Source organism: Pseudomonas sp. B21-051 (assembly GCF_024748795.1).
GTDB classification, from domain to species: Bacteria; Pseudomonadota; Gammaproteobacteria; order Pseudomonadales; family Pseudomonadaceae; genus Aquipseudomonas; species Aquipseudomonas putida_A.
Genome location: NZ_CP087166.1, coordinates 5,276,824 through 5,299,385 on the forward strand (window position 1 = coordinate 5,276,824; position 22,562 = coordinate 5,299,385).

Sequence of the window (22,562 nt, forward strand, 5' to 3'; positions counted from 1 at the left end):
TAATACAGGCAATAACCGATGATCACTCAATGGATCTGGCAGCACCCGGATTGGCCTGATTTCAACTGGCAGGCAGAACGTCTGGCACCCCTGTTGCGCGAATGCGTACAAGCACAAGGCCGTTTGATGGGCATGGCCGGATCCGTCGGCAATTCGCTGACGGCTCAAGCCGAACTCGACGCACTGCTGCAAAACATCGTGACCTCCTCGGCGATTGAAGGCGAGCAGTTGAATGTCGGCTCAGTGCGTTCGTCATTGGCTCGACGCCTGGGACTGGAATTGTCTGACGGCGATAAAGTCAGCCAACGCAGCGAAGGCCTGGCCCAACTGATGCTCGACGCCACCCGGCGCTTCGCTGAACCACTTACGCTGGAGCGATTACTGGAATGGCATCGATGGCTGTTTCCGGATCAGGAAAGCGACTTCACCGCAAGGTCGATGCATGTCGGTGCGCTTCGCGGTGACGAACCGATGCAGGTGGTTTCCGGTCGTCTCGACCGCCCCACTGTGCATTTCGAGGCCCCTGCGCGCCAAGGTCTCGAGCGGCAGGTGGATAAATTTCTCGCCTGGTTCGAGGCAAGCAAGCATCAAACAGCGCTGGATCCGTTGCTACGTGCCGGGATCGCGCATTTCTGGTTTGTCACGCTGCATCCGTTTGATGACGGCAACGGTCGTCTGACTCGGACCATCACCGATCTGGCGCTGGCGCAAGGCGAAGCGCAGGCCATCCGGTTCTACGCGATGTCGGCCAGCATCCTCGATGACCGAAGCGGCTATTACCGAGTGCTTGAGGCCAGTCAAAAAGCCACACTGGATGTCACCCAATGGCTCACGTGGTTTCTGCAGACTCTTTTACGCAGCCTGCAGCAAGCCATTGCACGGATCGAAAGTGTGCTGGGTAAAACTCGCTTCTGGCAGGCGCACCGTGAATCCGAGCTTTCGGTGGAGCAGAGTAAAGTGCTCAATCGTTTGCTCGACGGCGGAGAGCGCGGGTTTGAACACGGTATCAGCGCCGCGCAGTATCAGGCGGTGGCCAAGGTTTCCAAAGCCACCGCTACGCGACATTTGGCGGAGCTGCTGGAAAAAGGTTGCCTGCAGCGTATGCCCGGAGGCGGACGGAGCACGCGATACAAAATCAATTACCCGGACAATTCCTCAAACTGACCACTGACGTCTGAAGTGAGGGTGTAAGGGGCGGCCGCGCCCCGCTCATTTGCCCATAAACCCCCTATCTGCTAGTGTCGCGCCGGTTTAACGTCAACCGGAAATCGCCGCCATGGCCCGCAAAAAAGCTGCACTGGATTTCGAACAGTCCCTCGCCGACCTGCAAACACTGGTCGAGCGTCTGGAGAACGGTGAATTGTCGCTGGAAGACTCGCTGACCGCTTTCGAGCAGGGCATCGGTCTGACCCGTGACTGCCAGGCAGCGCTGGCCCAGGCCGAGCAGAAGGTGCAAGTGCTGCTGGAGCGTGATGGCGAACTCGCCGAGGAACCCTTCGACGCGGAACAGCCAGAATGATTGCAGCGTATTCGGCGACCAGTCAGGCGCGGGTCAATGCGGCATTGGAAATCCTCTTCAAGGCTCCGCTGCCGGAGCTGTCGCGCCTGTATGAGGCGATGCACTACAGCGTGATGATCGGCGGCAAGCGCGTGCGTCCGCTGCTGGCCTACGCCGCGTGCGAAGCGCTGGGCGGCAAGGCTGAACAAGCCAACGGCGCGGCCTGCGCGGTGGAACTGATCCACGCCTATTCGCTGGTGCACGACGATTTACCGGCGATGGACGACGACGATTTGCGTCGCGGCCAGCCCACCACCCACAAGAAATTCGACGAAGCCTGCGCGATTCTCGCCGGTGACGGCTTGCAGAGCCTGGCCTTCAGCGCCCTGCTCGACCCGCGCCTGAGCGATCTGGACGCTGACATCCGTCTGCAACAGGTCACGGCGCTGGCGCATGCGGCCGGCCCCGCAGGCATGGTCGGCGGTCAGGCCATCGACCTCGGTTCGGTCGGTCTGAAGCTGGATCAGCAAGCGCTGGAGCAGATGCACCGGCACAAGACCGGCGCGCTGATCGAAGTCAGCGTCAAGCTCGGCGCCCTGGCCAGCGGCCGTGCCGAGCAGGACGAACTCAAAGCCCTGCAGACTTATGCACAGGCCATTGGTCTGGCCTTCCAGGTGCAGGACGACATTCTCGACGTCGAAAGCGATACCGAAACCCTCGGCAAGCGCCAGGGCGCCGACATCGCCCGCGACAAGCCAACCTACCCGGCCCTGCTGGGGCTGGACGCGGCCAAGGTCTATGCGCTGGAACTGCGCGATCAGGCGCTTTACGCGCTGCGACCGTTTGACGCGGCAGCCGAGCCTTTGCGCGACCTGGCCCGGTATATCGTCGAGCGGCGTAACTGAACGCCAACCTGCCAAAAAAGACCAACGCGTGGGCAGGGGGCGATGCATCAGGTAAACTGCCGCATCTTTTATACCTATAACGATTCGCCTGATGCCCACGACGTTTCATGAGATTCCCCGCAAGCGCCCGACCACGCCCCTGCTCGACCGCGCGAACACGCCGGACGGCCTGCGCCGGTTAGGCGAAGCCGAGCTGGAAACCCTGGCCGATGAGTTGCGCCTGGAATTGCTCTACACGGTCGGCCAGACCGGTGGGCATTTCGGTGCCGGCCTGGGCGTCATCGAGCTGACCATCGCGTTGCATTACGTCTTCGACACCCCGGATGACCGGCTGGTGTGGGACGTCGGTCATCAGGCGTATCCGCACAAGATCCTCACCGGTCGTCGCCAGCGCATGGAAACCCTGCGCCAAAAGGACGGCATCGCCGCCTTCCCGCGTCGCGCCGAGAGCGAGTACGACACCTTTGGCGTCGGCCACTCCAGCACCTCGATCAGCGCAGCACTGGGCATGGCAATTGCCGCCCGCCTGCAAAACAGCGATCGCAAGGCGATTGCGGTGATCGGTGACGGCGCGCTGACCGCCGGCATGGCCTTCGAGGCGCTGAACCACGCGCCGGAAGTCAACGCCAACATGCTAGTGATTCTCAACGACAACGACATGTCGATCTCGCGCAACGTCGGTGGCCTGTCGAATTATCTGGCGAAGATCCTGTCCAGCCGCACCTACGCGAGCATGCGCGAGGGCAGCAAGAAAGTCCTGTCGCGCCTGCCCGGCGCCTGGGAAATCGCCCGTCGCACCGAAGAATACGCCAAAGGCATGCTGGTGCCCGGCACCCTGTTCGAAGAGCTGGGCTGGAACTACATCGGCCCGATCGACGGCCACGACCTGCCGACCCTGATCGCCACCCTGCGCAACATGCGCGATCTGAAGGGCCCGCAGTTCCTGCACATCGTCACCAAGAAAGGCAAAGGCTTCGCCCCGGCAGAAGTCGACCCGATCGGTTACCACGCGATCACCAAGCTCGAACCGGTCGACGCCCCGGCCGCTGCCCCGAAAAAGGCCAGCGGGCCGAAGTATTCGGCAGTGTTCGGCGAATGGCTGTGCGACATGGCCGCGGCTGACCCGCGTCTGGTCGGGATCACCCCGGCGATGAAGGAAGGCTCGGACCTGGTGGCGTTCAGCGAACGTTTCCCGCTGCGCTATTTCGACGTGGCGATTGCCGAACAGCACGCCGTGACGTTCGCCGCCGGCATGGCGTGCGAAGGCGCCAAACCGGTGGTGGCGATCTACTCGACGTTCCTGCAACGCGGTTACGACCAGTTGGTGCATGACGTCGCAGTGCAGAACCTCGACGTGCTGTTCGCCATCGACCGCGCCGGTCTGGTGGGCGAAGACGGCCCGACTCACGCCGGCAGCTTCGATCTGTCTTACCTGCGCTGCATTCCGGGCATGGTCATCATGACCCCGAGCGATGAAAACGAACTGCGCAAGATGCTCACCACCGGCCACCTGTACAACGGCCCGGCGGCGGTGCGCTACCCGCGCGGCACCGGCCCGAACGCGAGCATCGACAAGGATCTCAAGCCGATCGAAATCGGCAAGGGCATCGTCCGCCGCCAGGGCAGCAAAGTCGCTTTGCTGGTGTTCGGCGTGCAACTGACCGAAGCCCTGAAAGTCGCCGAGAAGCTGGACGCGACCGTAGTCGACATGCGTTTCGTCAAGCCGCTGGATGAAGCGTTGGTACGCGAGATTGCCGGCAGCCACGAGTTGCTGGTGACCATTGAGGAGAACGCGATCATGGGCGGCGCCGGTGGCGCGGTCAGCGAATTCCTGGCGCGCGAGAACATTCTCAAGTCGATGCTGCACCTGGGCTTGCCGGACATTTACGTCGAGCACGCCAAACCGGCGCAGATGCTGGCCGAGTGCGGGCTGGATGAAGCGGGAATCGAAGCCTCGATTCGCGAGCGCCTGGCTTTACTCGACAAATAAACGCAATACCCTTGTGGGAGCGAGCCTGCTCGCGAATGCGGATTGTCAGTCAAAGTAATGCTGACTGATACACCGCATTCGCGAGCAGGCTCGCTCCCACATTTGATTTGTGTACACCTGAAACACCAGTGGAACGTCCATGAACCTCTCGCGCCTCGCCCTGCCCTTCTTGCTGCTACCGACCGCCAGCACTCTCGCCGACACCTTCGAGCGTGATCAGGCATTGAAACTGCCCGACACGCTGATCAGCGCCAACCGTCAGGTCGAAGCGCGCAACGACAGCAGCGCCGCCAACACCGTGTTCACCCGCGAAGACATCGACCGCCTGCAACCGGGCAGCGTCACCGATCTGCTGCAGCGGGTGCCGGGTGTGCAAGTGGCGCAGGCCGGTGGGCGCGGTAGCCTGCCGGGGATCTACATTCGCGGCACGCAGTCGGCGCAGAGTCTGGTGCTGGTCGATGGCCAGCGCATCGGCAGTTCGACCTCCGGCGACAGCAACCTGCAGCACCTGAACATCGACCAGATCGAGCGCGTGGAAGTGTTGCGCGGTTCGCGCTCGGTAATTTACGGCAGCGACGCGATTGGCGGGGTGATTCAGATCTTCACCCGGCGCGGCACCGAGCAAGGCCTGCAACCACGCCTGCACGTCGGTTTCGGCAGCAGCCAGAACTGGGAACGCAGCCTCGGCCTGTCCGGTGGCGATGACAAGACCCGCTTCAACCTCGGCGCCAGCCTCGATGACACCGCCGGTATAGACCGTACTCACGCGTCGTACCCGAGCGACAGCGATCACGATGCCTATCGCAATAAATCCGTCAGCCTGAGCCTCAGCCATGCGTTGACCGACGACGTCGAAGTCGGCGCCAACCTGCTGGATAACCGTGGCAAAAGTGAGTTCGATAACCCGTTCGGCCGCTTCGACACGACCACCTTCGAGTCGGTGCAGCAGCAGCCTTACAGCGACTTCAACGTCAGCAGTGTCAGCAGCTACGTCGACGCGCGGGTCAACGAGATCTGGAAAACCCGCGTCGAATTCGGCCACAGCGAGAACCGCGAGAAGACCCTCGACAAGCTCAGCGACGAGCGCACAGTGTTCAACACCTATCGCGACTCGGTGACCTGGCAGAACGACCTGACTCTGGATGCGCGCAACAGCCTGATTCTCGGCGGCGACTGGTACGAAGATCGGGTCAACAGCAGCACCGCGTTCAACGAAGACAGTCGCTGGAACCGCGCCGCGTTCATCCAGCATCGCTATCAGGCCGACAGCTTCTCCACCGAACTGGGTCTGCGCCACGACGACAACCAGCAGTTCGGCAGCCAGAACACCTGGAGCGGCACTTTTACCCTGCCGCTGAACCCGGACAACGATCTGTTGCTGAGCTACAGCGAAGGCTTCCGCGCGCCGACCTTCAACGACCTGTACTACCCGGATTTCAGCAACCCGAATCTGAAACCGGAAACCTCGAAAAGCTACGAACTGCAATGGCGCAGTCAGTTGAGCGATAGCAGTCGCCTGGAAGCGTCGATCTACCGCACGGACCTGCAAGACGCGATCATCTTCGGCAGCAACTCACGCCCGGAGAACGTGGCTTCGGCACGAATCAATGGCTTTGAAGCGGCGCTGAAACAGGAACTGTTCGGCTGGCAGAGCAATCTCGGTGTGGCGATTATCGACCCGCGTGATCGCGATACCGGGCACACCCTGGCGCGTCGCGCGCGGCGCACGATGAGTTGGGATCTGGATCGACAGTTTGACCAGATCGGCGTAGGTGCGAGTTGGCAGGCTGTTAGCAGCAGTTATGACGACCTGAAAAATGAAAACCCACTAGGTGGTTACGCCTTGTTCGGCTTGCGCAGCAGCTGGGCGCTGAACCGCGAGATCAAACTGGATCTGAAGGTCGATAACGTTTTCGACAAAGGCTACAGTCGGGCGAATTACAGCTATGACGGCAGCCAGTATGGCTATCGCGAGGAAGGTCGGGCGTGGGTAGTTGGCGTCACCTGGACCCCGGACATCCACTGATTTCAACTGTAGGAGCTGCCGAAGGCTGCGATCTTTTGATCTTGCTTGAGGGGATCAATATCAAAAGATCGCAGCCTTCGGCAGCTCCTACAGGGGTCAGCGGTGTGGCTGGATGAGTTGGCAGAGTTTGGCGGTGGCATCGATCATCTGGCCGCTCGGGCGCTCAAGGCCTTTATCCGCGACCAACAGCAACTGCCCTCTCCTCACCGCATCAACCTGCGGCCAAGCTTTCCACGCATCGAGCTGGGCCTGATCTGCCGCCAGAATCACCTGCGGATTGCGCTGTAACACCGCCTCGATACTCACCTGTGGCGCCGGCAAACTCAGGTCGGCAAACACATTGCGCGCGCCACAGACTTCGAGCGCATCGCTGATGATCTGTCCGCCACCAACGGTGTACAGCGGCTTGTCCCAGACTTGATAGAACACTGTCAGCGGCGTGGCCCGGCGATAGCGCTGGCGCAGGTCATCGAGTTTCTGGCGCAGGTCTGACGCCAGTTTCACCCCACGTTCAGGCCGGCCGAGTTGCGCGGCAATAGCTTCAATATGTGCAGAAAGTTGTTCGAGATTGTGCGGCTCGGCGACGTAGGTCGGAATGTTCAGGCGTTTGAGCTGATCGCGTTGTGCCGGGCCGACACTGCCGGGCCACAACAGCAGCAAATCGGGCTTCAAACTGAGCAGGCGCTCCATGTCCAGTTGACCATAGCGCCCCACTGACGGGACATCCTTGAGCGCAGCCGGACGATCACCGGCATCCAGCACGCCAACCAGCAGATCGGCCGAATCCAGCTCGACGACGATTTCCGATAAAGAGGGCGCAAGGCTGACCACTCGCAGACTCGCCAGCACCGGGCCGGCGCAGGCCAGCAGCAGAACCGCCAGCCACAGACGGCGCATCAGCCGAGTTGACGCGGGATGCGGTAGAGATAGAACAGCACCGCCGTGGACAGCGCCAGCAGCATCAGTGGTACGGCTTCGAGGCCGACAAACACCGCCAGCGCACCGATCCACGCCGGCAATGCGGCCGCAAGAAATGCACTGCGACGCCGGGCCGCCAAGGCGATCCAGGCCGCGGGTTCGTCAGGGGTATCGAGGGCTTTTTGCGTGGCGATCAGCGCGTGCTTGTAACGGCCGAAAAACTTCAGGCTGACAAACATCGAGGCCACGCCGGCAATGAACAACGGCATGGCCAGCACCGGCAGAATGCCTTCGCCCTGGCCGAACAGGCCATTGAGGACAAACAGGGGTACCAGCGCCAACGCCAGGTATTTCCACCAGTCGACCGCCAGGCGGCGGCGCACCTGACCGCGGGTCACGCGCGGTCGACCTCGCCCTGATGCTCGTTGCCCATCATGTGGTCGAGCTTGCTGGCCTTGGTCGCCAGGTACAGTTTGTTGTGCGGATTGTGGCCGGTGTGCAGCGGCACGCGCTCGGCGACGACGATGCCCATGTCGGTCAGGGCTTTGACCTTGCGCGGGTTATTGGTCATCAGACGCAGCGACTTCACGCCCAGATGCTCGAGCATCGGCAGGCACATGGCGTAGTCACGCTGATCGGCGGCAAAGCCCAGACGCTCGTTGGCTTCAACGGTGTCGGCGCCGCCGTCCTGCAACTCGTAGGCGCGGATCTTGTTCAGCAGACCGATGCCGCGACCTTCCTGACGCAGGTACAGCAGCACGCCACGGCCTTCACGGGCGATGGCCTTGAGCGCGGCTTCGAGTTGCGAACCGCAGTCGCAGCGCTGGCTGAACAGCGCGTCACCGGTCAGGCACTCGGAGTGCAACCGGCCGAGAACCGGGGCACCGTCGGCGAAATCACCCAGGCTCAGCACAACGTGCTCGCGACCGGTGGCCTCATCGAGAAAACCGTGCATGGTGAATTGCGCAAAAGGCGTTGGCAGCTTGGAAGCGGCGACAAAAACGACAGGCACCGGTGTGCTCCTGATCTAAAAATTCTGAAAATTCGCAGGCCGGCATTGTAACAGCAGGTTCCGGCAGACGCTTAGGCTGAATTATCGGGCATAACGATCAAAAAGTTTGATGACTCCTCGGACAACAGGGGTCCCTGTAGGAGCTGTCGAGTGAAACGAGGCTGCGATCTGTTGATCCGTTTTTTTTAACATCAAGATCAAAAGATCGCAGCGTGCCGCAGCTCCTACAGGGATACGCATCAGTTCATCTCGAACGGATACGGCTGCTTCCACTGCTCGAAAATCGGTTTCAGCTCGCCGCTCTTGACCAGTTGCTCCATGCGCCTGTCGAACAGCGCCATCAGCGTGCGCGCTTGCGGCGTATCGGCGAAGCACAGGTACAGCGGCAATTCAGCGATATGCGTCTTGCGAAACTGCGTCGGATCCTTGGCCCGGCCGAGCACGTAATCGATTTCGGTCTGGGCATCGATGTAATAGTCGGCGCGATTACGGGTGAGCATCGACAGGATCCCGGTACGTCGCACGACCTCGTTGAAGTTGCGCACGCCGGGCAGATAATTCTGATAGTCGTAACCGCGCACCCAGGCCAGCCGATATTGGCCGAGTGTTTCCGCGGTCGGTGCCGGATTACTCGCCAGGCCCAGGGCGTAGATGTGGTCGGTGTCGAAATTCCAGCGCGGATAGAGCAGGTCGCTGAATTCTTCATGATAAGAACCGACACACGCATCGACCTCGCCACGCTGGGCCAGCCCAACTGAACGAGTGTACGGTTCGCTGCGAATGTCGAGTTTCACCCCGGCCGGTTCGAACACCTTGCGCAGCACGTCCCAGCCCAGGCCATGGCCGTCAGCGGCGGTGTAGTCTTCCCAGTCTTCGCTGGCGAGATGGATGACCGCGGGCGTCGGCGCAGCTTCCTGCGCACTGGCGACAGTGCCCAGCAAGGTAAACATCACAAGCGCCAACCAGCGTCGAGCCATCCCTAGTTTCCTCACTTAACCCTGACGATCCGGATCAGGCGAAAATCCACACCAGTCCCTGCATTGCCAGCCAGGCGAATACGCCGGCCAGCACGTCGTCGAGCATGATGCCGACGCCGCCGTGGACATGCCGGTCGATCCAGCGGATCGGCCATGGCTTGAGAATGTCGAAAAAGCGGAACACCAGGAACCCCGCGAGCAACCAGTACCAGCCCTCCGGCACCAGCCACAGGGTGATCCACATCCCGACCATTTCGTCCCAGACGATGCCTTCGTGGTCGTGTACCCGCAGATCGTCGGCAACCTTGCCGCACAGCCAGAAGCCGAACAGCATGGTGATCCCGAGCATCAGCCAGTAACCCCAGTCGGGCAACATCTGCCACAACGGGATAAAGGGTAGCGCAACTAACGAACCCCACGTGCCCGGCGCTTTCGGCAAGGTGCCGGAGCCGAAGCCGAACGCGAGGAAATGCCAGGGATTGCGCCAGACCGACGGCGGAACGAATTCGGCCGGAACCTGCTTGGGGTGATCTGTCACGGTGTCTCCTGAAAATGTTGATAACCCCGGATTTGCGGGGTGATGTCGTGTCCATCGCGATCCAGCAGCACCACACCCTGGCCCTGCGCTACACGTCCGATCACATGGATCGGCCAACCATTGGCCAGCAGCGCCGGCAACTCGACGGACGGTAGCGTGAAGGCCAGCACATAGTCATCGCCGCCGCTCAACGCCGCCCGTTCGGCACCGCGCTGGCCGAGAAACGCCACTAAAGCATCGGACAACGGTACGCGCTCACGTTCAATTTCGAGACGAACCTGCGACGCCAAAGCAATATGCCCGCAGTCGGCGAGCAGGCCATCGGAGATGTCGAGAGCGGCAGTGGCCTTGCCACGCAGCGCCTGACCGAGGGCCAGTTGCGGCTGGGGCGACCAGTAATGATCGAGCAACGGCTGGGCGATATCCGTCGCGGCTTCACGCTGGCCAAGCACCAGCGGCAAGGCACCGGCGGCATTGCCCAGCTCGCCACCGACACAGAGCAGATCGCCCGGTTGCGCGCCGCTACGGGTCAAGGCCTGCCCGGCCGGAACGCGACCGAACACCGTGACCGTCAGGCTCAACGGGCCGCGCGTGGTGTCGCCGCCAACCAGCGCGATGCTGCAGTTCTGCGCCATGCGGTTCAAACCGTGGGCATAGGCTTGCAGCCAATCGGCGGTCACCGTCGGCACAGTCAGGGCAAGGGTAAAGGCAACGGGCGTGGCGCCCATGGCGGCCAGGTCGCTGACCGCGACGGCCAGCGAGCGCTGACCGAGCAGAAACGGATCGCAGGGATCGGCGAAATGCACGCCGGCCACCAGCGTATCGGTGGAGATCGCCAGCTGTTCCCCGGGAGGAACCGCGAGCAAGGCGCAGTCGTCGCCGATCCCCAGGGCAACGCCCTCGCCGCCTTGCGCACAAGGCGCGGCGGCGAAGAAATTGCGGATCAGTTCAAACTCGCCCATGAGGTCTCAAGCGCGTATCAGCGCTTGAACGCCTTCACTTCAGCTTCACGCAGGCGCGGAGCCAGCTTGTCGAGTACGCCGTTGACGAACTTGTGGCCGTCGGTCGAACCGAAGACTTTGGCCAGCTCGATACCTTCGTTGATCACCACGCGGTACGGCACGTCGACGCGCTTGAGCAGTTCCCAGGTGGACAGGCGCAGAACAGCCAGTTCAACCGGGTCCAGCTCTTCGATTTCGATGTCCAGGCACGGCTTGAGCGCGGTGTCGATTTCGGTGCGGATCGCCGGAACCCCGTGGAGGATTTCGCGGAAATACGCGCCATCGACATCGGTGAAATCGTTATCAACGCGGAACTGCGCTTCGATCTCGTTCAGCGAAGCCTTGGCCATGTGCCACTGATACAGGGCCTGAGTCGCGAGCTGACGGGCTTCGCGACGCTTGACGCTTTTTGATGGCTTGCCGGCATCCGCAGGTTTCGGATCGCGCGGGTTGAAACGATCGCTATCGTCGCTAATCACTTGGCCTCCAACTGCGCCAGCAGGCTGACCATTTCCAGAGCGGACAGGGCAGCTTCAGCACCTTTGTTGCCGGCCTTGGTGCCGGAACGTTCGATGGCTTGCTCGATGGAATCCACGGTCAGGACGCCGAACGCGACCGGTACGCCGAACTCCATGGACACCTGGGCCAGACCCTTGGTGCACTCGCCTGCCACGTATTCGAAGTGTGGAGTGCCGCCACGAATGACCGCGCCGAGGGCGATGATGGCTGCGAACTCGCCTTTCTGGGCGACTTTCTGCGCAACCAGCGGGATTTCGAAGGCGCCAGGCGCGCGGATGATGGTGATGTCGCTTTCGCTCACGCCGTGGCGAACCAGGGCATCAACTGCACCGCTGACCAGGCTTTCAACCACGAAGCTGTTGAAACGGCCCACTACCAGAGCGTAGCGGCCTTTAGGGGCGATGAAGGTACCTTCGATGGTCTTCAGGGTCATTCGTCAGATCTCTTAAAGAGCCGGGACACGTTTCGTACGCATCCCTCAGTGATATTTGAACCGCGAATACAGCGTCGGAAATCGCACTCGGTGTTCACTTGCACATCTTTGTGGCGAGGGAGCTTGCTCCCGCTTGGGTGCGCAGCGCCCACAAGAGGGGCCGCTGCGCAGCCCAGCGGGAGCAAGCTCCCTCGCCACAATAAATCAAATATGCCTTGAGCGAACAACGAGGCCAAAACCCGGCGTCTTATTCGGAGGGCACGTATTCTACAACTTCCAGATCGAAACCGGATATCGCATTAAATTTCATTGGCGCCGACATCAGGCGCATTTTGCGCACACCGAGGTCACGCAGGATCTGCGAACCGGCACCGACAATGCTGTAAGTGGTCGGTTTTTTCACCGCCGCCTGATCAGCGGTTTCGCGGATATGCGCCAGCAGCACATCGCCGTCCAGCGGGTGACCGAGCAACAGCACCACACCGCTGCCGGCCTCGGCCACCGCAGCCATCGCGGCGCGCAGGCTCCAGCGGCCCGGTTGCTTGACCATCAGCAGGTCGCGCAGCGGGTCCATGTTGTGCACGCGAACCAGGGTCGGCTCTTCGGCACAAACGGTGCCCAGCGTCAGGGCCATGTGCACGTCGCCTTCCACCGAATCACGATAGGTCACCAGGTTGAATTGGCCCAGTTCGCTGTCCAGCGGCTGCTCGGCAATCCGCTGAACGGTACGTTCGTGGATCATCCGGTAGTGAATCAGGTCGGCGATGGTGCCGATCTTGATGTTGTGTTCAGCGGCAAACGCTTCCAGCTCGGCGCGACGGGACATGGTGCCGTCGTCGTTCATCACTTCGCAGATCACGCCGCTTGGTTCGAAACCGGCCATGCGCGCCAGGTCGCAGGCCGCTTCAGTATGACCAGCGCGCGCCAGGGTGCCGCCGGCCTGGGCCATCAGCGGGAAGATGTGGCCCGGGCTGACAATGTCTTCAGCCTTGGCGTCCTTGGCCGCAGCCGCTTGCACGGTGCGCGCACGGTCGGCGGCGGAGATACCGGTGGTGACGCCTTCGGCGGCTTCGATCGATACGGTGAACTTGGTGCCGAAACCGGAACCGTTGCGTGGCGCCATCAGTGGCAGCTTCAACAGCTCGCAACGCTCGCGGCTCATCGGCATGCAGATCAGGCCACGGGCGTGCTTGGCCATGAAGTTGATGTGCTCGGCCTTGCAGCATTCGGCGGCCATGATCAGGTCGCCTTCGTTCTCGCGGTCTTCGTCATCCATGAGGATGACCATCTTGCCTTGGCGGATGTCTTCAACCAGTTCTTCGATGCTATTGAGCGCCACAAGGCACCCCCTTCAGTCAGGATTTGAGGTAGCCGTTGGCGGCCAGAAAGCTTTCAGTGATCGTGCCGCCAGCGCTTGGCTCAGCAGCCTTGTCGCCGAGGAGCAAACGCTCCAGATAACGCGCCAGCAAGTCGACTTCCAGGTTCACCCGGCGGCCCGGCTTGTAGGACGCCATGATGGTTTCGCTCAGGGTGTGCGGAATGATCGTCAGCAGGAATTCGGCGCCATCGACCGCGTTCACGGTCAGGCTGGTGCCGTCGACGGTGATCGAGCCTTTATGGGCGATGTACTTGGCCAGTTCTTTCGGCGCGCGAATGCGAAATTCCACGGCGCGGGCATTGTCGCTGCGCGACACCACTTCGCCGACACCGTCGACGTGACCGCTGACCAGATGCCCGCCGAGACGGGTGGTCGGGGTCAGGGCTTTTTCCAGATTGACCGGGCTGCCGCTTTTCAGGTCATTCATCGCGGTGCAGTCGAGGGTTTCGCGGCTGACGTCAGCGGCAAAACCGTTGCCCGGCAGCTCAACCGCCGTCAGGCACACACCGTTGACCGCGATGCTGTCGCCGAGTTTGACGTCGCTCAGGTCGAGCTTGCCGGTTTCGACGTGCACCCGCACATCACCGCCCTTGGGGGTCAGTGCGCGGATACTGCCGATGGATTCGATGATGCCGGTAAACATGGGGTTCTCCTTGAGAACGAAGCCAGCGCTAAGGCGATGGCCGGGAATTATACGCTCGCCGAAACGACTGGCGTCGCAGTGACTCGCCAGTCATCGCCAACCGCGCGGATTTCAGTGATTTTCAGCTCGGGGGCGTCCTTCATATAGGCCAGCGGCCAGTCCAGCAACGGTCGCGCCGTGGAGCCGAGAAACTTGCCGGCGATGAAGATCACGAACTCGTCGACCAGACCGAGCTGAGCGAACGCGCCCGCCAGACGCGGGCCGGCCTCGACCAGCACTTCGTTGACGCCACGGTTGGCCAGCTCGATGAGCAGTTGATGCAGATCGACCTGACCGTCGTCACCCGGCACGATCAGGCATTCCGGGCCATTGGCATATTGCTCTTCGACCGCCATGCAGGTGGCGACCAGCGCCGGGCCGGCCTTGAAGAACGGCGCATCCAGCGGCACTCGCAAGCGCCCGTCGATCAGCACCCGCAGCGGCGGACGGCTCATGACCCGTGCGGTTTGTTCGGCATCCAGACCCAGTTCGTCGGCGCGCACGGTCAGGCGCGCGCCGTCGGCCAGTACGGTGTCGGCGCCGGTCAGCACCACGGCCGCCTGCGCGCGCAAACGCTGCACGGCGGAACGCGCGGCCGGGCCGGTGATCCACTGGCTCTCGCCACTTTCCATCGCCGTGCGACCGTCGAGACTCATCGCCAACTTGACCCGCACGAACGGCAAGCCGTGCTCCATGCGTTTCAGGAAACCTTGATTGAGCTGGCGCGCCTCGGCTTCCAGCACGCCGCTTTCGGTGGCGATGCCGGCATCAGCCAGACGCTGCAAGCCACGCCCGGCGACCTGCGGATTCGGATCGCGCATCGCGGCGACCACCCGGGCAACCCCGGCATTCACCAGCGCATCGGCGCACGGCGGCGTGCGCCCATGGTGGCTGCACGGCTCAAGGGTCACGTAGGCCGTAGCGCCCCGAGCCAGTTCACCGGCAGCGCGCAGGGCGTGGACTTCGGCGTGGGGTTCGCCGGCACGCTCGTGGAAGCCCTCGCCGACAATCTGCCCGTCACGCACGATCACGCAGCCAACCCGTGGATTGGGATGGGTGGTGTAGTGGCCCTTGCGCGCCAGTTCCAGCGCACGTGCCATGAAGTGGGCGTCGAGGATCGCCTGCTCGGCGGCGCTGGTCATTCTTTCACCGGTTCGCGGGCGAGGCGGTCGATCTCTTCACGGAACTCGTTAAGGTCCTGGAAGCGCCGGTATACCGAAGCGAAACGGATGTAGGCCACTTCATCGAGCTTTTGCAGCTCGGCCATCACCAGTTCGCCGACCACGAGGGATTTGACCTCGCGCTCGCCGGTGGCGCGCAGCTTGTGCTTGATGTGAACCAGAGAGGATTCGAGGCGCTCGACGCTCACCGGACGCTTCTCCAGCGCGCGTTGCATACCGGCGCGGAGCTTTTCTTCGTCGAACGGTTGGCGGCTGCCGTCGGTTTTGATCAGGCGCGGCAACACCAGTTCGGCCGTCTCGAATGTCGTGAAACGTTCGCCGCAGGCCAGGCATTCACGCCGGCGGCGCACCTGTTCGCCCTCGGCGACCAGACGCGAGTCGATGACCTTGGTGTCGTTGGCACCGCAGAAGGGACAGTGCATGGTGGCTGGCAACAAAAAAAGGGAGGGCCATGGTAGCGCATCCCGGTGGCAAGACAAGCCATAGGGTTTGCGGTATACAGACTGCCATGATCGTTTGATCCACGGATTTCATTTTCTGGAGCTGCCAATGTCGCTACGACCGCTCGTTTTGCTCAGTCTTTTCGCCCTGCTGGTGGCCTGCGGCAGCGACAAGCCCAAGCCGCAACCGCCAACACCGGGACCGGCACCACAACAGGCGCAGAAGAAAGCCCGCGAGGCCGCTGACCTCGGCCCGCTGCCGGCCTATCAACGGGAACTGAGCGGCAGCCTGCAAGGCGTGCCGGCCGGGGCCGAGGTCGAACTGGCGCTGCTGGTGATCGACGACAAGTCGCGCCCGCAACAACTGCTCGCCAGTTCCAGCCTGATCGGCAACAACCAGATCCTGCCGTTTCGCCTGCGCTTCAATCCGGAAGCCTTTCCGGCCGGGGCACGGGTCGAGCTGCGCGGTCGTGCCACGCAGTCGGGCCAGTTGATCCTGCACCTGCCGTCGCAAACCATCACCCAGCCGACCACTCAGGCGCTGGGCCAACTGCAATTTGTCAAAGCACCATGACCGTACCGCTCGACCTGCAACAGGCGTTGGGTGAATTGCTCGGTGATGCGCGGCTCAAGGCCTGTGCTTTACCGGGCACCGATTTGCAGCTGTGGCTGATCGACGGCGACAACATGGATCGTGAATTCAGCCCGGACGAAACCCGGCGCATCCTCCACGAACCGCCGTATTGGAGTTTCTGCTGGGCCAGCGGTCTGGCGGTGGCGCGCTATCTGGCGGAATTTCCCGAGTGGGTGCGCGGCAAGCGGGTGCTGGATTTCGGCGCCGGCTCCGGGATCGCCGCGATTGCTGCGGTAAAGGCAGGAGCCCTGGAAGTGGTGGCCTGTGATCTGGATCCGCTGGCGATTACCGCGTGCCGGGCCAACGCTGAACTCAATGATGTGCAGATGAGTTATTCGACGGACTTCTTTGCCGAGGCTGATCGCTTCGATCTGATCCTGGTGGCGGACGTGCTCTACGACCGCGAGAACCTGCCGCTGCTCGACGCGTTTCTCAGCCGTGGCCGCGAGGCGCTGGTAGCAGATTCGCGGGTTCGGGATTTTCGCCATCCGTTGTATGAGCGAATCGAAATGCTTGAGGCGATGACCTTGCCGGATCTGGCGGAGCCGGAAGAGTTCAGACATGTCAGTCTTTACCATGCGCGGCGTGACTAAAAGCTTCGCGAGCAGGCTCGCTCCCACAGGGGTAACGCATTCCAAATGTGGGAGCGAGCCTGCTCGCGAAAGCATCCTGGCAGGCAACACACCTCTCAAAGACTGATCGCTTCCGGCCACACCCCGCCAAGCCGTATAGTTGCCCCATCCACGCTTTTACGAGATCCCCCATGAGTCAGCAAACGCCGTACATCTTCGACGCCACGACTGCCGATTTCGACCAGTCGGTGATCGACGCTTCCTTCAACAAACCGGTGCTGGTGGATTTCTGGGCCGAGTGGTGTGCGCCGTGCAAGGCGTTGATGCCGATGCTGCAAGGCATTGCCGAGAGCTATCAGGGCGAACTGCTGCTGGCCAAGGTCAACTGCGACATCGAGCAGGACATCGTCGCCCGCTTCGGTATCCGCAGCCTGCCGACCGTGGTGCTGTTCAAGGACGGCCAACCGGTGGACGGCTTTGCCGGTGCGCAACCGGAATCCGCGGTGCGCGCGCTGCTTGAGCCGCATGTGCAAATGCCGCCGCCGGCCGCCGCCGATCCGTTTGAACAGGCGCAGGCGCTGTTCGATGAAGGGCGTTTCGCTGAAGCAGAAGCTGCTCTGGTGGTCATGCTCACCGAAGACAACAACAACGCCAAGGCGCTGATCCTCTACGCCCGCTGCCTGACCGAGCGCGGCGAACTGGGCGAGGCCCAAACCGTGCTCGACGCGGTCAAGAGCGATGAGCACAAGGCTGCACTGGCCGGGGCCAAGGCGCAGATCAAGTTCCTCGGTCTGGCCCGCGATCTGCCGGATGCTGCCGACCTCAAGGCGCGTCTGGCCAAAAATCCGCAGGACGACGAAGCGGTGTATCAACTGGCGATCCAGCAACTGGCGCGTCAGCAATACGAAGCGGCGCTGGAGGCCTTGCTCAAGCTGTTCATCCGCAATCGCAGCTACGGTGAAGGTCTGCCGCACAAGACCTTGCTACAGGTGTTTGAGTTGCTGGGCAACGATCATCCTCTGGTGACTGCCTACCGCCGTAAAGTGTTCGCTGCGCTTTATTAAGATCAAAAGATCGTCCGATCGCGGCCCGAACCTTCGGCAGCTCCTACAGGTTCATCCGCAAAACATGGGTGAACCTGTAGGAGCTGCCGCAGGCTGCGATCTTTTGCTTTTCACTCGATCCAGCTGTAAAGCGGTGTATCCCCGCCACTCACCACTTTTACATCCGAACTGTGGCGCAGGCGCACCAGCAGGCGCTTGCCCGCCGCCGCGCTGCCGGTCAGCCCTTCCAGCTGATCAAGCAAATCCGGCCCGCTGAGTTGCCCGGCCTTGCGCAACAGATCTTTCGCCACCTGCCACAACGCATCGTCCTGGTTCAGTGGTTTCGCTGCCGGCGTGCTCAATGCCGCTTCAGGCTGATCGCCCTGCGGCTGCGCGCCAAGGGCTGCGCCGAGCTTTGCCCAATCGCTGTCATCCAGCTCCACCGTCAAATCCACCGGCGTCGCGCCGACGGTTCCGCGTATCCGCAACATCTGCATCGCTCCTGCACATTTCTGACCTGCATGCTCCCACGGGACTTGTGCAACGCCAAGCAGGCGGGCAAACTCTGCGCACTTTCGTTATAAGATTACATAACAAACTCTTCACTTTACTTTCCGGAGACCGCCATGCGTCGTCTGCTGCTCGCTTTGCCGTTTGCCCTGTTGCCGCTGGCCATCGCCCACGCTGCCGATGAGCACGATCATGACCACGAGCACGGCAGCCTCGGTGCCCACGAACACGGTGTAGGCCGACTGAACGCCGCACTCGACGGCCAGACCCTGGAGCTGGAACTGGAAAGCCCGGCGATGAATCTGGTGGGCTTCGAACATGCCGCCATCAGCGACACCGACAAAGCCAAAGTCGTGGCCGCGCGCACCAAACTGGAAAACCCGCTGGCGCTGTTCAGCCTGCCAGCCGCCGCCGGTTGCAAGGTCACCAGCCAGGAACTGCAAAGCCCGCTGTTCGGCGACAAGCCGGCTGCCGACGAGCATGACGATGATGACCACGACGAAGATGCCAAGGGCGGTGAAGCGCACCACCACGATCACAGCGAAATCCACGCGCACTATCAATTCAGCTGCGCCGCACCAGGTGCTCTGAAGACGCTGGATCTGGCGAACGTCTTCAATACCTTCCCAGCCACTCAGAAAATTCAGGTACAACTGATCGGCCCGAGCGGCCAGCAAGGCACCGAAGTGACGGCCAAGGCCGCAGCCCTGAAATTCTGATTGACTGAAAAAATCCCCTGTAGGAGCTGCCGCAGGCTGCGATCTTTTGATCTTGCCTTTAAGAACAGGATCAAAAGATCGCAGCCTGCGGCAGCTCCTACAGGGTTATGTGTTCAACCATGAAATTGGTGCCATGACCCAAGCACTCATCGAACTGTCCGACCTGGGCTTCAACTGGCCCGGTCACCCGCCGCTGCTGGACATCCCGGCGTTTCGCCTGGAGCCGGGCGAAACCCTGTTCCTCAAAGGCCCGAGCGGCAGTGGCAAGACCACCCTGCTCGGCCTGCTCGGTGGCGTGCAAAAACCCGGGCGCGGCAGCATTCGCCTGCTCGGCCAGGAACTGACCGAACTGGGTGCCGGCGCCCGCGACCGCTTTCGCGTCGATCACACCGGCTACATCTTCCAGCAATTCAACCTGCTGCCGTTTCTTTCGGTACGCGAGAACGTCGAATTGCCGTGCCACTTCTCCAACCTGCGTGCCGAGCGGGCGAAACAGCGTCACGGCAGCGTCGATCAGGCCGCCGCCACCCTGCTCGCCCACCTGGGCCTGAAGGATGAAAGCATCCTCGGTCGTCGCGCCGACTCGCTGTCGATCGGTCAGCAGCAACGGGTCGCCGCCGCTCGTGCGTTGATCGGCCAACCGGAACTGGTGATCGCCGACGAACCGACCTCGGCGCTGGATTACGACGCCCGGGAAAACTTCATTCGCTTGCTGTTCGCCGAATGCCGCGAGGCCGGTTCCAGCCTGTTGTTCGTCAGCCACGACCAGAGCCTGGCGCCGCTGTTCGACCGTCACCTGTCCCTGGCCGAACTCAATCGCGCCGCCACGTCTGCCGAGGTCTGAGATGTATCTGTTTCGTCTGGCCATGGCCAGCCTGGCCAACCGCCGCTTTACCGCCCTGCTCACCGCGTTCGCGATCGCCCTGTCGGTGTGCCTGTTGCTCGCCGTCGAGCGCGTGCGCACCGAGGCCAAAGCCAGTTTCGCCAGCACCATCAGCGGCACCGACCTGATCGTCGGCGCCCGCTCCGGCTCGGTGAACCTGCTGTTGTACTCGGTGTTCCGCATCGGCAACGCGACCAACAACATCCGCTGGGACAGCTTCGAACACTTCGCCAGCAACCCGAAAGTGAAGTGGGCGATCCCGATGTCCCTCGGCGATTCACATCGCGGCTACCGGGTGATGGGCACCACCGAAGCCTATTTCGAGCATTACCAATACGGGCGCCAGCAGCACCTGGAACTGGCCGATGGCCGGGCGTTTGCCAGCGATCCGTTCGAAGTGGTGCTCGGTGCCGAAGTCGCCGAAGCGTTGCATTACAAGCTCGGCGACCAACTGGTGCTGGCCCATGGTGTGGCGGCTATCAGCCTGGTCAAGCACGATGACAAACCGTTCACCGTGGTCGGCATTCTCAAGCGCACCGGCACGCCGGTAGATCGCACGTTGCACATCAGCCTCGGCGGCATGGAGGCGATTCACATCGACTGGCACAACGGCGTGCCGGCCCGGGGCAACGGCCGGATCACCGCCGATCAGGCACGCAACATGGACCTGACGCCACAGGCGATCACCGCGTTCATGCTCGGTCTCAACAGCAAGATTTCCACCTTTGCCCTGCAACGCGAAATCAACGAATTCCGTGGTGAGCCGATGCTGGCGATCCTGCCGGGCGTGGCCTTGCAGGAGTTGTGGAGCCTGATGAGTACCGCTGAAAAGGCGCTGTTCGTGGTCTCGCTGTTCGTGGTGCTGACCGGGTTGATCGGCATGCTTACGGCGATTCTCACCAGCCTCAACGAGCGTCGTCGCGAAATGGCGATCCTGCGCTCGGTCGGCGCGCGGCCGTGGCACATCGCGAGCCTGCTGGTGCTGGAAGCCTTTGCCCTGGCGCTGACCGGGGTGATCGCAGGACTGGCCTTGCTGTACATCGGCATCGCCGCCGCGCAGGGGTATGTGCAGGCCAATTACGGTTTGTATCTGCCACTGGCGTGGCCGAGCGAGTATGAATGGACGCTGCTCGGTGGCATTCTGGCGGCCGCGCTGCTGATGGGCAGCGTGCCGGCCTGGCGCGCGTATCGCCAATCATTGGCCGATGGCCTGTCGATCCGTTTATGAGGATGTTCACCATGCCCCGCGCCGTACTCGCGCTGCTGTTGCTGGTTGCCCTGCCCGTGTGGGCAGCGGCGCCGAAAGACCTGACCTGGTCGGAGATGATCCCGCCGGACGCCGCGCCGGAAGTGCCGAACATGACGCCGTTGCACGACATGTCGAAAATGAGTGATGCGCTGTCCGCCGAGTCGGCGCCAGCCGCCAAACAGGACATGCCCAACGCGCCGGTGGTGCAGAGTCTCGACGGGCAGAACATCCGCCTGCCGGGCTACATCGTGCCGCTGGAGGTCAACGAAGAAGGACGCACCACCGACTTCCTGCTGGTGCCGTACTTCGGCGCCTGCATCCACGTGCCACCACCGCCATCGAACCAGATCGTGCATGTGAAAAGCGAGTTGGGTGTGAAGCTCGATGAGCTGTATCAGCCGTACTGGGTCGAGGGACCGTTGCAGGTCAAGGCGTCCAGCAGCGAACTGGCCGATGCCGGGTATCAGATGGCGGCGGACAAGATTTATGTGTATGAGCTGCCGGAGTGAATTCCGGCAGTTTCAAAGTCAAAAGATCGCAGCCTCCGGCAGCTCCTACAGGGGATCGCATTTCAACTGTAGGAGCTGCCGAAGGCTGCGATCTTTTGGGGGCATCACTGTTTCATTGAGCTGAGTCAAAAGACCGTATCAGTTGGCTTAATACCATAGGACATCAGAAACTTTTAACGTCCTTCTGGAGCCCCCATGAACAAGTCCTTGCTCAGCGCCTCGCTGTTTGCCCTCGCGCTCGCAGCCCCGCTCGCCCACGCCCACGAAGCCGGCGACATCATCGTCCGCGCCGGTGCGATCACCGTCAACCCGAAGGCCGACAGCTCAAGCGTCAAGGTCGATCAGGGTCCGTTGAGCGGCACCAACCTGGGCGGCAAGGCGACCATGAGCAGCGACACCCAATTGGGTCTGAACTTCGCCTACATGCTGACCAATAACATCGGGATCGAGTTGCTGGCGGCCTCGCCGTTCGAGCATGACGTAAAAATCAAAGGCACTGCGCTGCCAGCCGCCAACGGCAAACTCGGCACCCTGAAACACCTGCCGCCAACCCTCAGCGTCGTGTACTACCCGCTGGATGCGAAGTCGCCATTCCAGCCGTACATCGGCGGCGGCATCAACTACACCTGGATCTACGACGAGCACGTCGGCAGCGAAGCCCAATCCAACGGCTTCGACAACTTCAAGGCGAAGAACTCCTGGGGCCTGGCCTGGCAGGTCGGCGCTGACTACATGCTGACCGACAACATCATGCTCAACGCCCAGGTGCGCTACATCGACATCGACACCCGCGCGACTGTCGAGAACAACGCGGTGGCGCCGGGCACCCGTGCCAAGGTGAATGTCGATGTCGATCCGTTTGTGTACATGGTGGGTCTGGGCTACAAGTTCTAAGCAACAGTCGAACATTCGCGTGGTGGTGAATGCGGGCTAATGTGGCGAGGG

26 protein-coding genes are annotated in these 22,562 nt (G+C 62.0%); 13 read left to right on the forward strand and 13 right to left on the reverse strand.

Features of this window, described 5'->3' with window-relative positions; all coding sequences use genetic code 11:
- Positions 1-18 precede the first annotated feature (18 nt).
- From LOY52_RS23750 to LOY52_RS23770, 5 genes are all read left to right on the forward strand, one after another.
- Positions 19-1,164 (forward strand): Fic family protein, encoded by a 1,146-nt coding sequence (locus LOY52_RS23750; protein WP_258676374.1) that lies wholly within the window; start codon positions 19-21, stop codon positions 1,162-1,164.
- 112 nt (positions 1,165-1,276) lie between these two features.
- Positions 1,277-1,519, forward strand: coding sequence for an exodeoxyribonuclease VII small subunit (locus tag LOY52_RS23755; protein ID WP_003228627.1), 243 nt, complete (start codon positions 1,277-1,279; stop codon positions 1,517-1,519).
- Positions 1,516-2,403 carry a (2E,6E)-farnesyl diphosphate synthase gene (gene ispA, locus LOY52_RS23760; RefSeq protein WP_258676376.1) on the forward strand — a complete coding sequence of 296 codons (888 nt, stop codon included), beginning with the start codon at positions 1,516-1,518 and terminating at the stop codon, positions 2,401-2,403. Before LOY52_RS23755 ends, ispA begins: the two co-directional genes overlap by 4 nt.
- Positions 2,404-2,494: 91 nt before the next feature.
- Positions 2,495-4,393, forward strand: coding sequence for a 1-deoxy-D-xylulose-5-phosphate synthase (gene dxs, locus LOY52_RS23765; RefSeq protein WP_258676378.1), 1,899 nt, complete (start codon positions 2,495-2,497; stop codon positions 4,391-4,393).
- A 139-nt stretch (positions 4,394-4,532) separates the two neighbouring features.
- Positions 4,533-6,419: a TonB-dependent receptor domain-containing protein gene (locus tag LOY52_RS23770; RefSeq protein ID WP_258676380.1), complete on the forward strand. Its 1,887-nt coding sequence runs from the start codon at positions 4,533-4,535 to the stop codon at positions 6,417-6,419.
- Between the two features lie 96 nt (positions 6,420-6,515).
- Here the strand turns inward: LOY52_RS23770 and LOY52_RS23775 are convergent, their stop codons facing one another.
- From LOY52_RS23775 to nrdR, 12 genes are all read right to left on the reverse strand, one after another.
- Entirely contained in the window at positions 6,516-7,316 is an 801-nt protein-coding gene (locus LOY52_RS23775; RefSeq protein ID WP_258676381.1) for a cobalamin-binding protein, read from the reverse strand.
- Complete coding sequence (locus LOY52_RS23780) at positions 7,316-7,735, reverse strand: hypothetical protein (RefSeq protein ID WP_047602513.1); 420 nt, start codon at positions 7,733-7,735, stop codon at positions 7,316-7,318. The genes LOY52_RS23775 and LOY52_RS23780 overlap by 1 nt, the downstream gene beginning before the upstream one ends.
- Complete coding sequence (ribA, locus tag LOY52_RS23785) at positions 7,732-8,349, reverse strand: GTP cyclohydrolase II (protein WP_027612931.1); 618 nt, start codon at positions 8,347-8,349, stop codon at positions 7,732-7,734. The genes LOY52_RS23780 and ribA overlap by 4 nt, the downstream gene beginning before the upstream one ends.
- 239 nt (positions 8,350-8,588) lie before the next feature.
- A complete protein-coding gene (locus tag LOY52_RS23790; RefSeq protein WP_258676392.1) occupies positions 8,589-9,326 on the reverse strand; it encodes an ABC transporter substrate-binding protein in 738 nt (245 codons plus the stop codon).
- Between the two features lie 34 nt (positions 9,327-9,360).
- Positions 9,361-9,864: a phosphatidylglycerophosphatase A gene (locus LOY52_RS23795; RefSeq protein WP_007910933.1), complete on the reverse strand. Its 504-nt coding sequence runs from the start codon at positions 9,862-9,864 to the stop codon at positions 9,361-9,363.
- Positions 9,861-10,826 carry a thiamine-phosphate kinase gene (gene thiL / locus LOY52_RS23800; protein WP_258676394.1) on the reverse strand — a complete coding sequence of 322 codons (966 nt, stop codon included), beginning with the start codon at positions 10,824-10,826 and terminating at the stop codon, positions 9,861-9,863. Before thiL ends, LOY52_RS23795 begins: the two co-directional genes overlap by 4 nt.
- A 17-nt stretch (positions 10,827-10,843) precedes the next feature.
- A complete protein-coding gene (nusB, locus tag LOY52_RS23805) occupies positions 10,844-11,344 on the reverse strand; it encodes a transcription antitermination factor NusB (protein WP_258676396.1) in 501 nt (166 codons plus the stop codon).
- Positions 11,341-11,817 (reverse strand): 6,7-dimethyl-8-ribityllumazine synthase, encoded by a 477-nt coding sequence (ribE, locus tag LOY52_RS23810; RefSeq protein ID WP_003228649.1) that lies wholly within the window; start codon positions 11,815-11,817, stop codon positions 11,341-11,343. The genes nusB and ribE overlap by 4 nt, the downstream gene beginning before the upstream one ends.
- Before the next feature lie 247 nt (positions 11,818-12,064).
- Complete coding sequence (gene ribBA, locus LOY52_RS23815) at positions 12,065-13,156, reverse strand: bifunctional 3,4-dihydroxy-2-butanone-4-phosphate synthase/GTP cyclohydrolase II (RefSeq protein WP_007966103.1); 1,092 nt, start codon at positions 13,154-13,156, stop codon at positions 12,065-12,067.
- A 16-nt stretch (positions 13,157-13,172) separates the two neighbouring features.
- Entirely contained in the window at positions 13,173-13,838 is a 666-nt protein-coding gene (locus tag LOY52_RS23820; RefSeq protein ID WP_085633561.1) for a riboflavin synthase, read from the reverse strand.
- A 47-nt stretch (positions 13,839-13,885) separates the two neighbouring features.
- Positions 13,886-15,019: a bifunctional diaminohydroxyphosphoribosylaminopyrimidine deaminase/5-amino-6-(5-phosphoribosylamino)uracil reductase RibD gene (gene ribD, locus LOY52_RS23825; protein ID WP_258676398.1), complete on the reverse strand. Its 1,134-nt coding sequence runs from the start codon at positions 15,017-15,019 to the stop codon at positions 13,886-13,888.
- Entirely contained in the window at positions 15,016-15,480 is a 465-nt protein-coding gene (gene nrdR / locus LOY52_RS23830) for a transcriptional regulator NrdR (RefSeq protein ID WP_003228656.1), read from the reverse strand. The genes ribD and nrdR overlap by 4 nt, the downstream gene beginning before the upstream one ends.
- 127 nt (positions 15,481-15,607) lie before the next feature.
- Between nrdR and LOY52_RS23835 the strand changes: the two genes are divergently transcribed.
- The 3 genes from LOY52_RS23835 to trxA all read left to right on the forward strand — a co-directional run bounded on the left by LOY52_RS23835 (position 15,608) and on the right by trxA (position 17,768).
- Positions 15,608-16,072, forward strand: a complete 465-nt coding sequence (locus tag LOY52_RS23835) for a hypothetical protein (RefSeq protein WP_258676401.1) — start codon at positions 15,608-15,610, stop codon at positions 16,070-16,072.
- Positions 16,069-16,725: a methyltransferase gene (locus LOY52_RS23840; protein WP_258676403.1), complete on the forward strand. Its 657-nt coding sequence runs from the start codon at positions 16,069-16,071 to the stop codon at positions 16,723-16,725. The genes LOY52_RS23835 and LOY52_RS23840 overlap by 4 nt, the downstream gene beginning before the upstream one ends.
- A 170-nt stretch (positions 16,726-16,895) precedes the next feature.
- Complete coding sequence (gene trxA, locus LOY52_RS23845) at positions 16,896-17,768, forward strand: thioredoxin (protein WP_258676414.1); 873 nt, start codon at positions 16,896-16,898, stop codon at positions 17,766-17,768.
- Between the two features lie 110 nt (positions 17,769-17,878).
- On the opposite strand, the gene LOY52_RS23850 is transcribed toward trxA, so the two are convergent.
- Entirely contained in the window at positions 17,879-18,238 is a 360-nt protein-coding gene (locus LOY52_RS23850; RefSeq protein WP_258676416.1) for a hypothetical protein, read from the reverse strand.
- Positions 18,239-18,373: 135 nt separating this feature from the next.
- Here LOY52_RS23850 and LOY52_RS23855 point away from each other — a divergent pair, with 135 nt between their 5' ends.
- The 5 genes from LOY52_RS23855 to LOY52_RS23875 all read left to right on the forward strand — a co-directional run bounded on the left by LOY52_RS23855 (position 18,374) and on the right by LOY52_RS23875 (position 22,511).
- Positions 18,374-18,976: a DUF2796 domain-containing protein gene (locus tag LOY52_RS23855; RefSeq protein ID WP_258676420.1), complete on the forward strand. Its 603-nt coding sequence runs from the start codon at positions 18,374-18,376 to the stop codon at positions 18,974-18,976.
- Between the two features lie 133 nt (positions 18,977-19,109).
- A complete protein-coding gene (locus LOY52_RS23860; RefSeq protein WP_258676422.1) occupies positions 19,110-19,820 on the forward strand; it encodes an ABC transporter ATP-binding protein in 711 nt (236 codons plus the stop codon).
- A gap of 1 nt (position 19,821) precedes the next feature.
- Positions 19,822-21,087 carry an ABC transporter permease gene (locus LOY52_RS23865; protein ID WP_225136464.1) on the forward strand — a complete coding sequence of 422 codons (1,266 nt, stop codon included), beginning with the start codon at positions 19,822-19,824 and terminating at the stop codon, positions 21,085-21,087.
- 11 nt (positions 21,088-21,098) lie between these two features.
- Positions 21,099-21,617, forward strand: coding sequence for a DUF3299 domain-containing protein (locus LOY52_RS23870; protein WP_115986895.1), 519 nt, complete (start codon positions 21,099-21,101; stop codon positions 21,615-21,617).
- A 195-nt stretch (positions 21,618-21,812) separates the two neighbouring features.
- On the forward strand, positions 21,813-22,511 hold the full coding sequence (locus LOY52_RS23875; RefSeq protein ID WP_258676426.1) for an OmpW family protein: 699 nt from the start codon (positions 21,813-21,815) through the stop codon (positions 22,509-22,511).
- Positions 22,512-22,562: the final 51 nt, after the last annotated feature.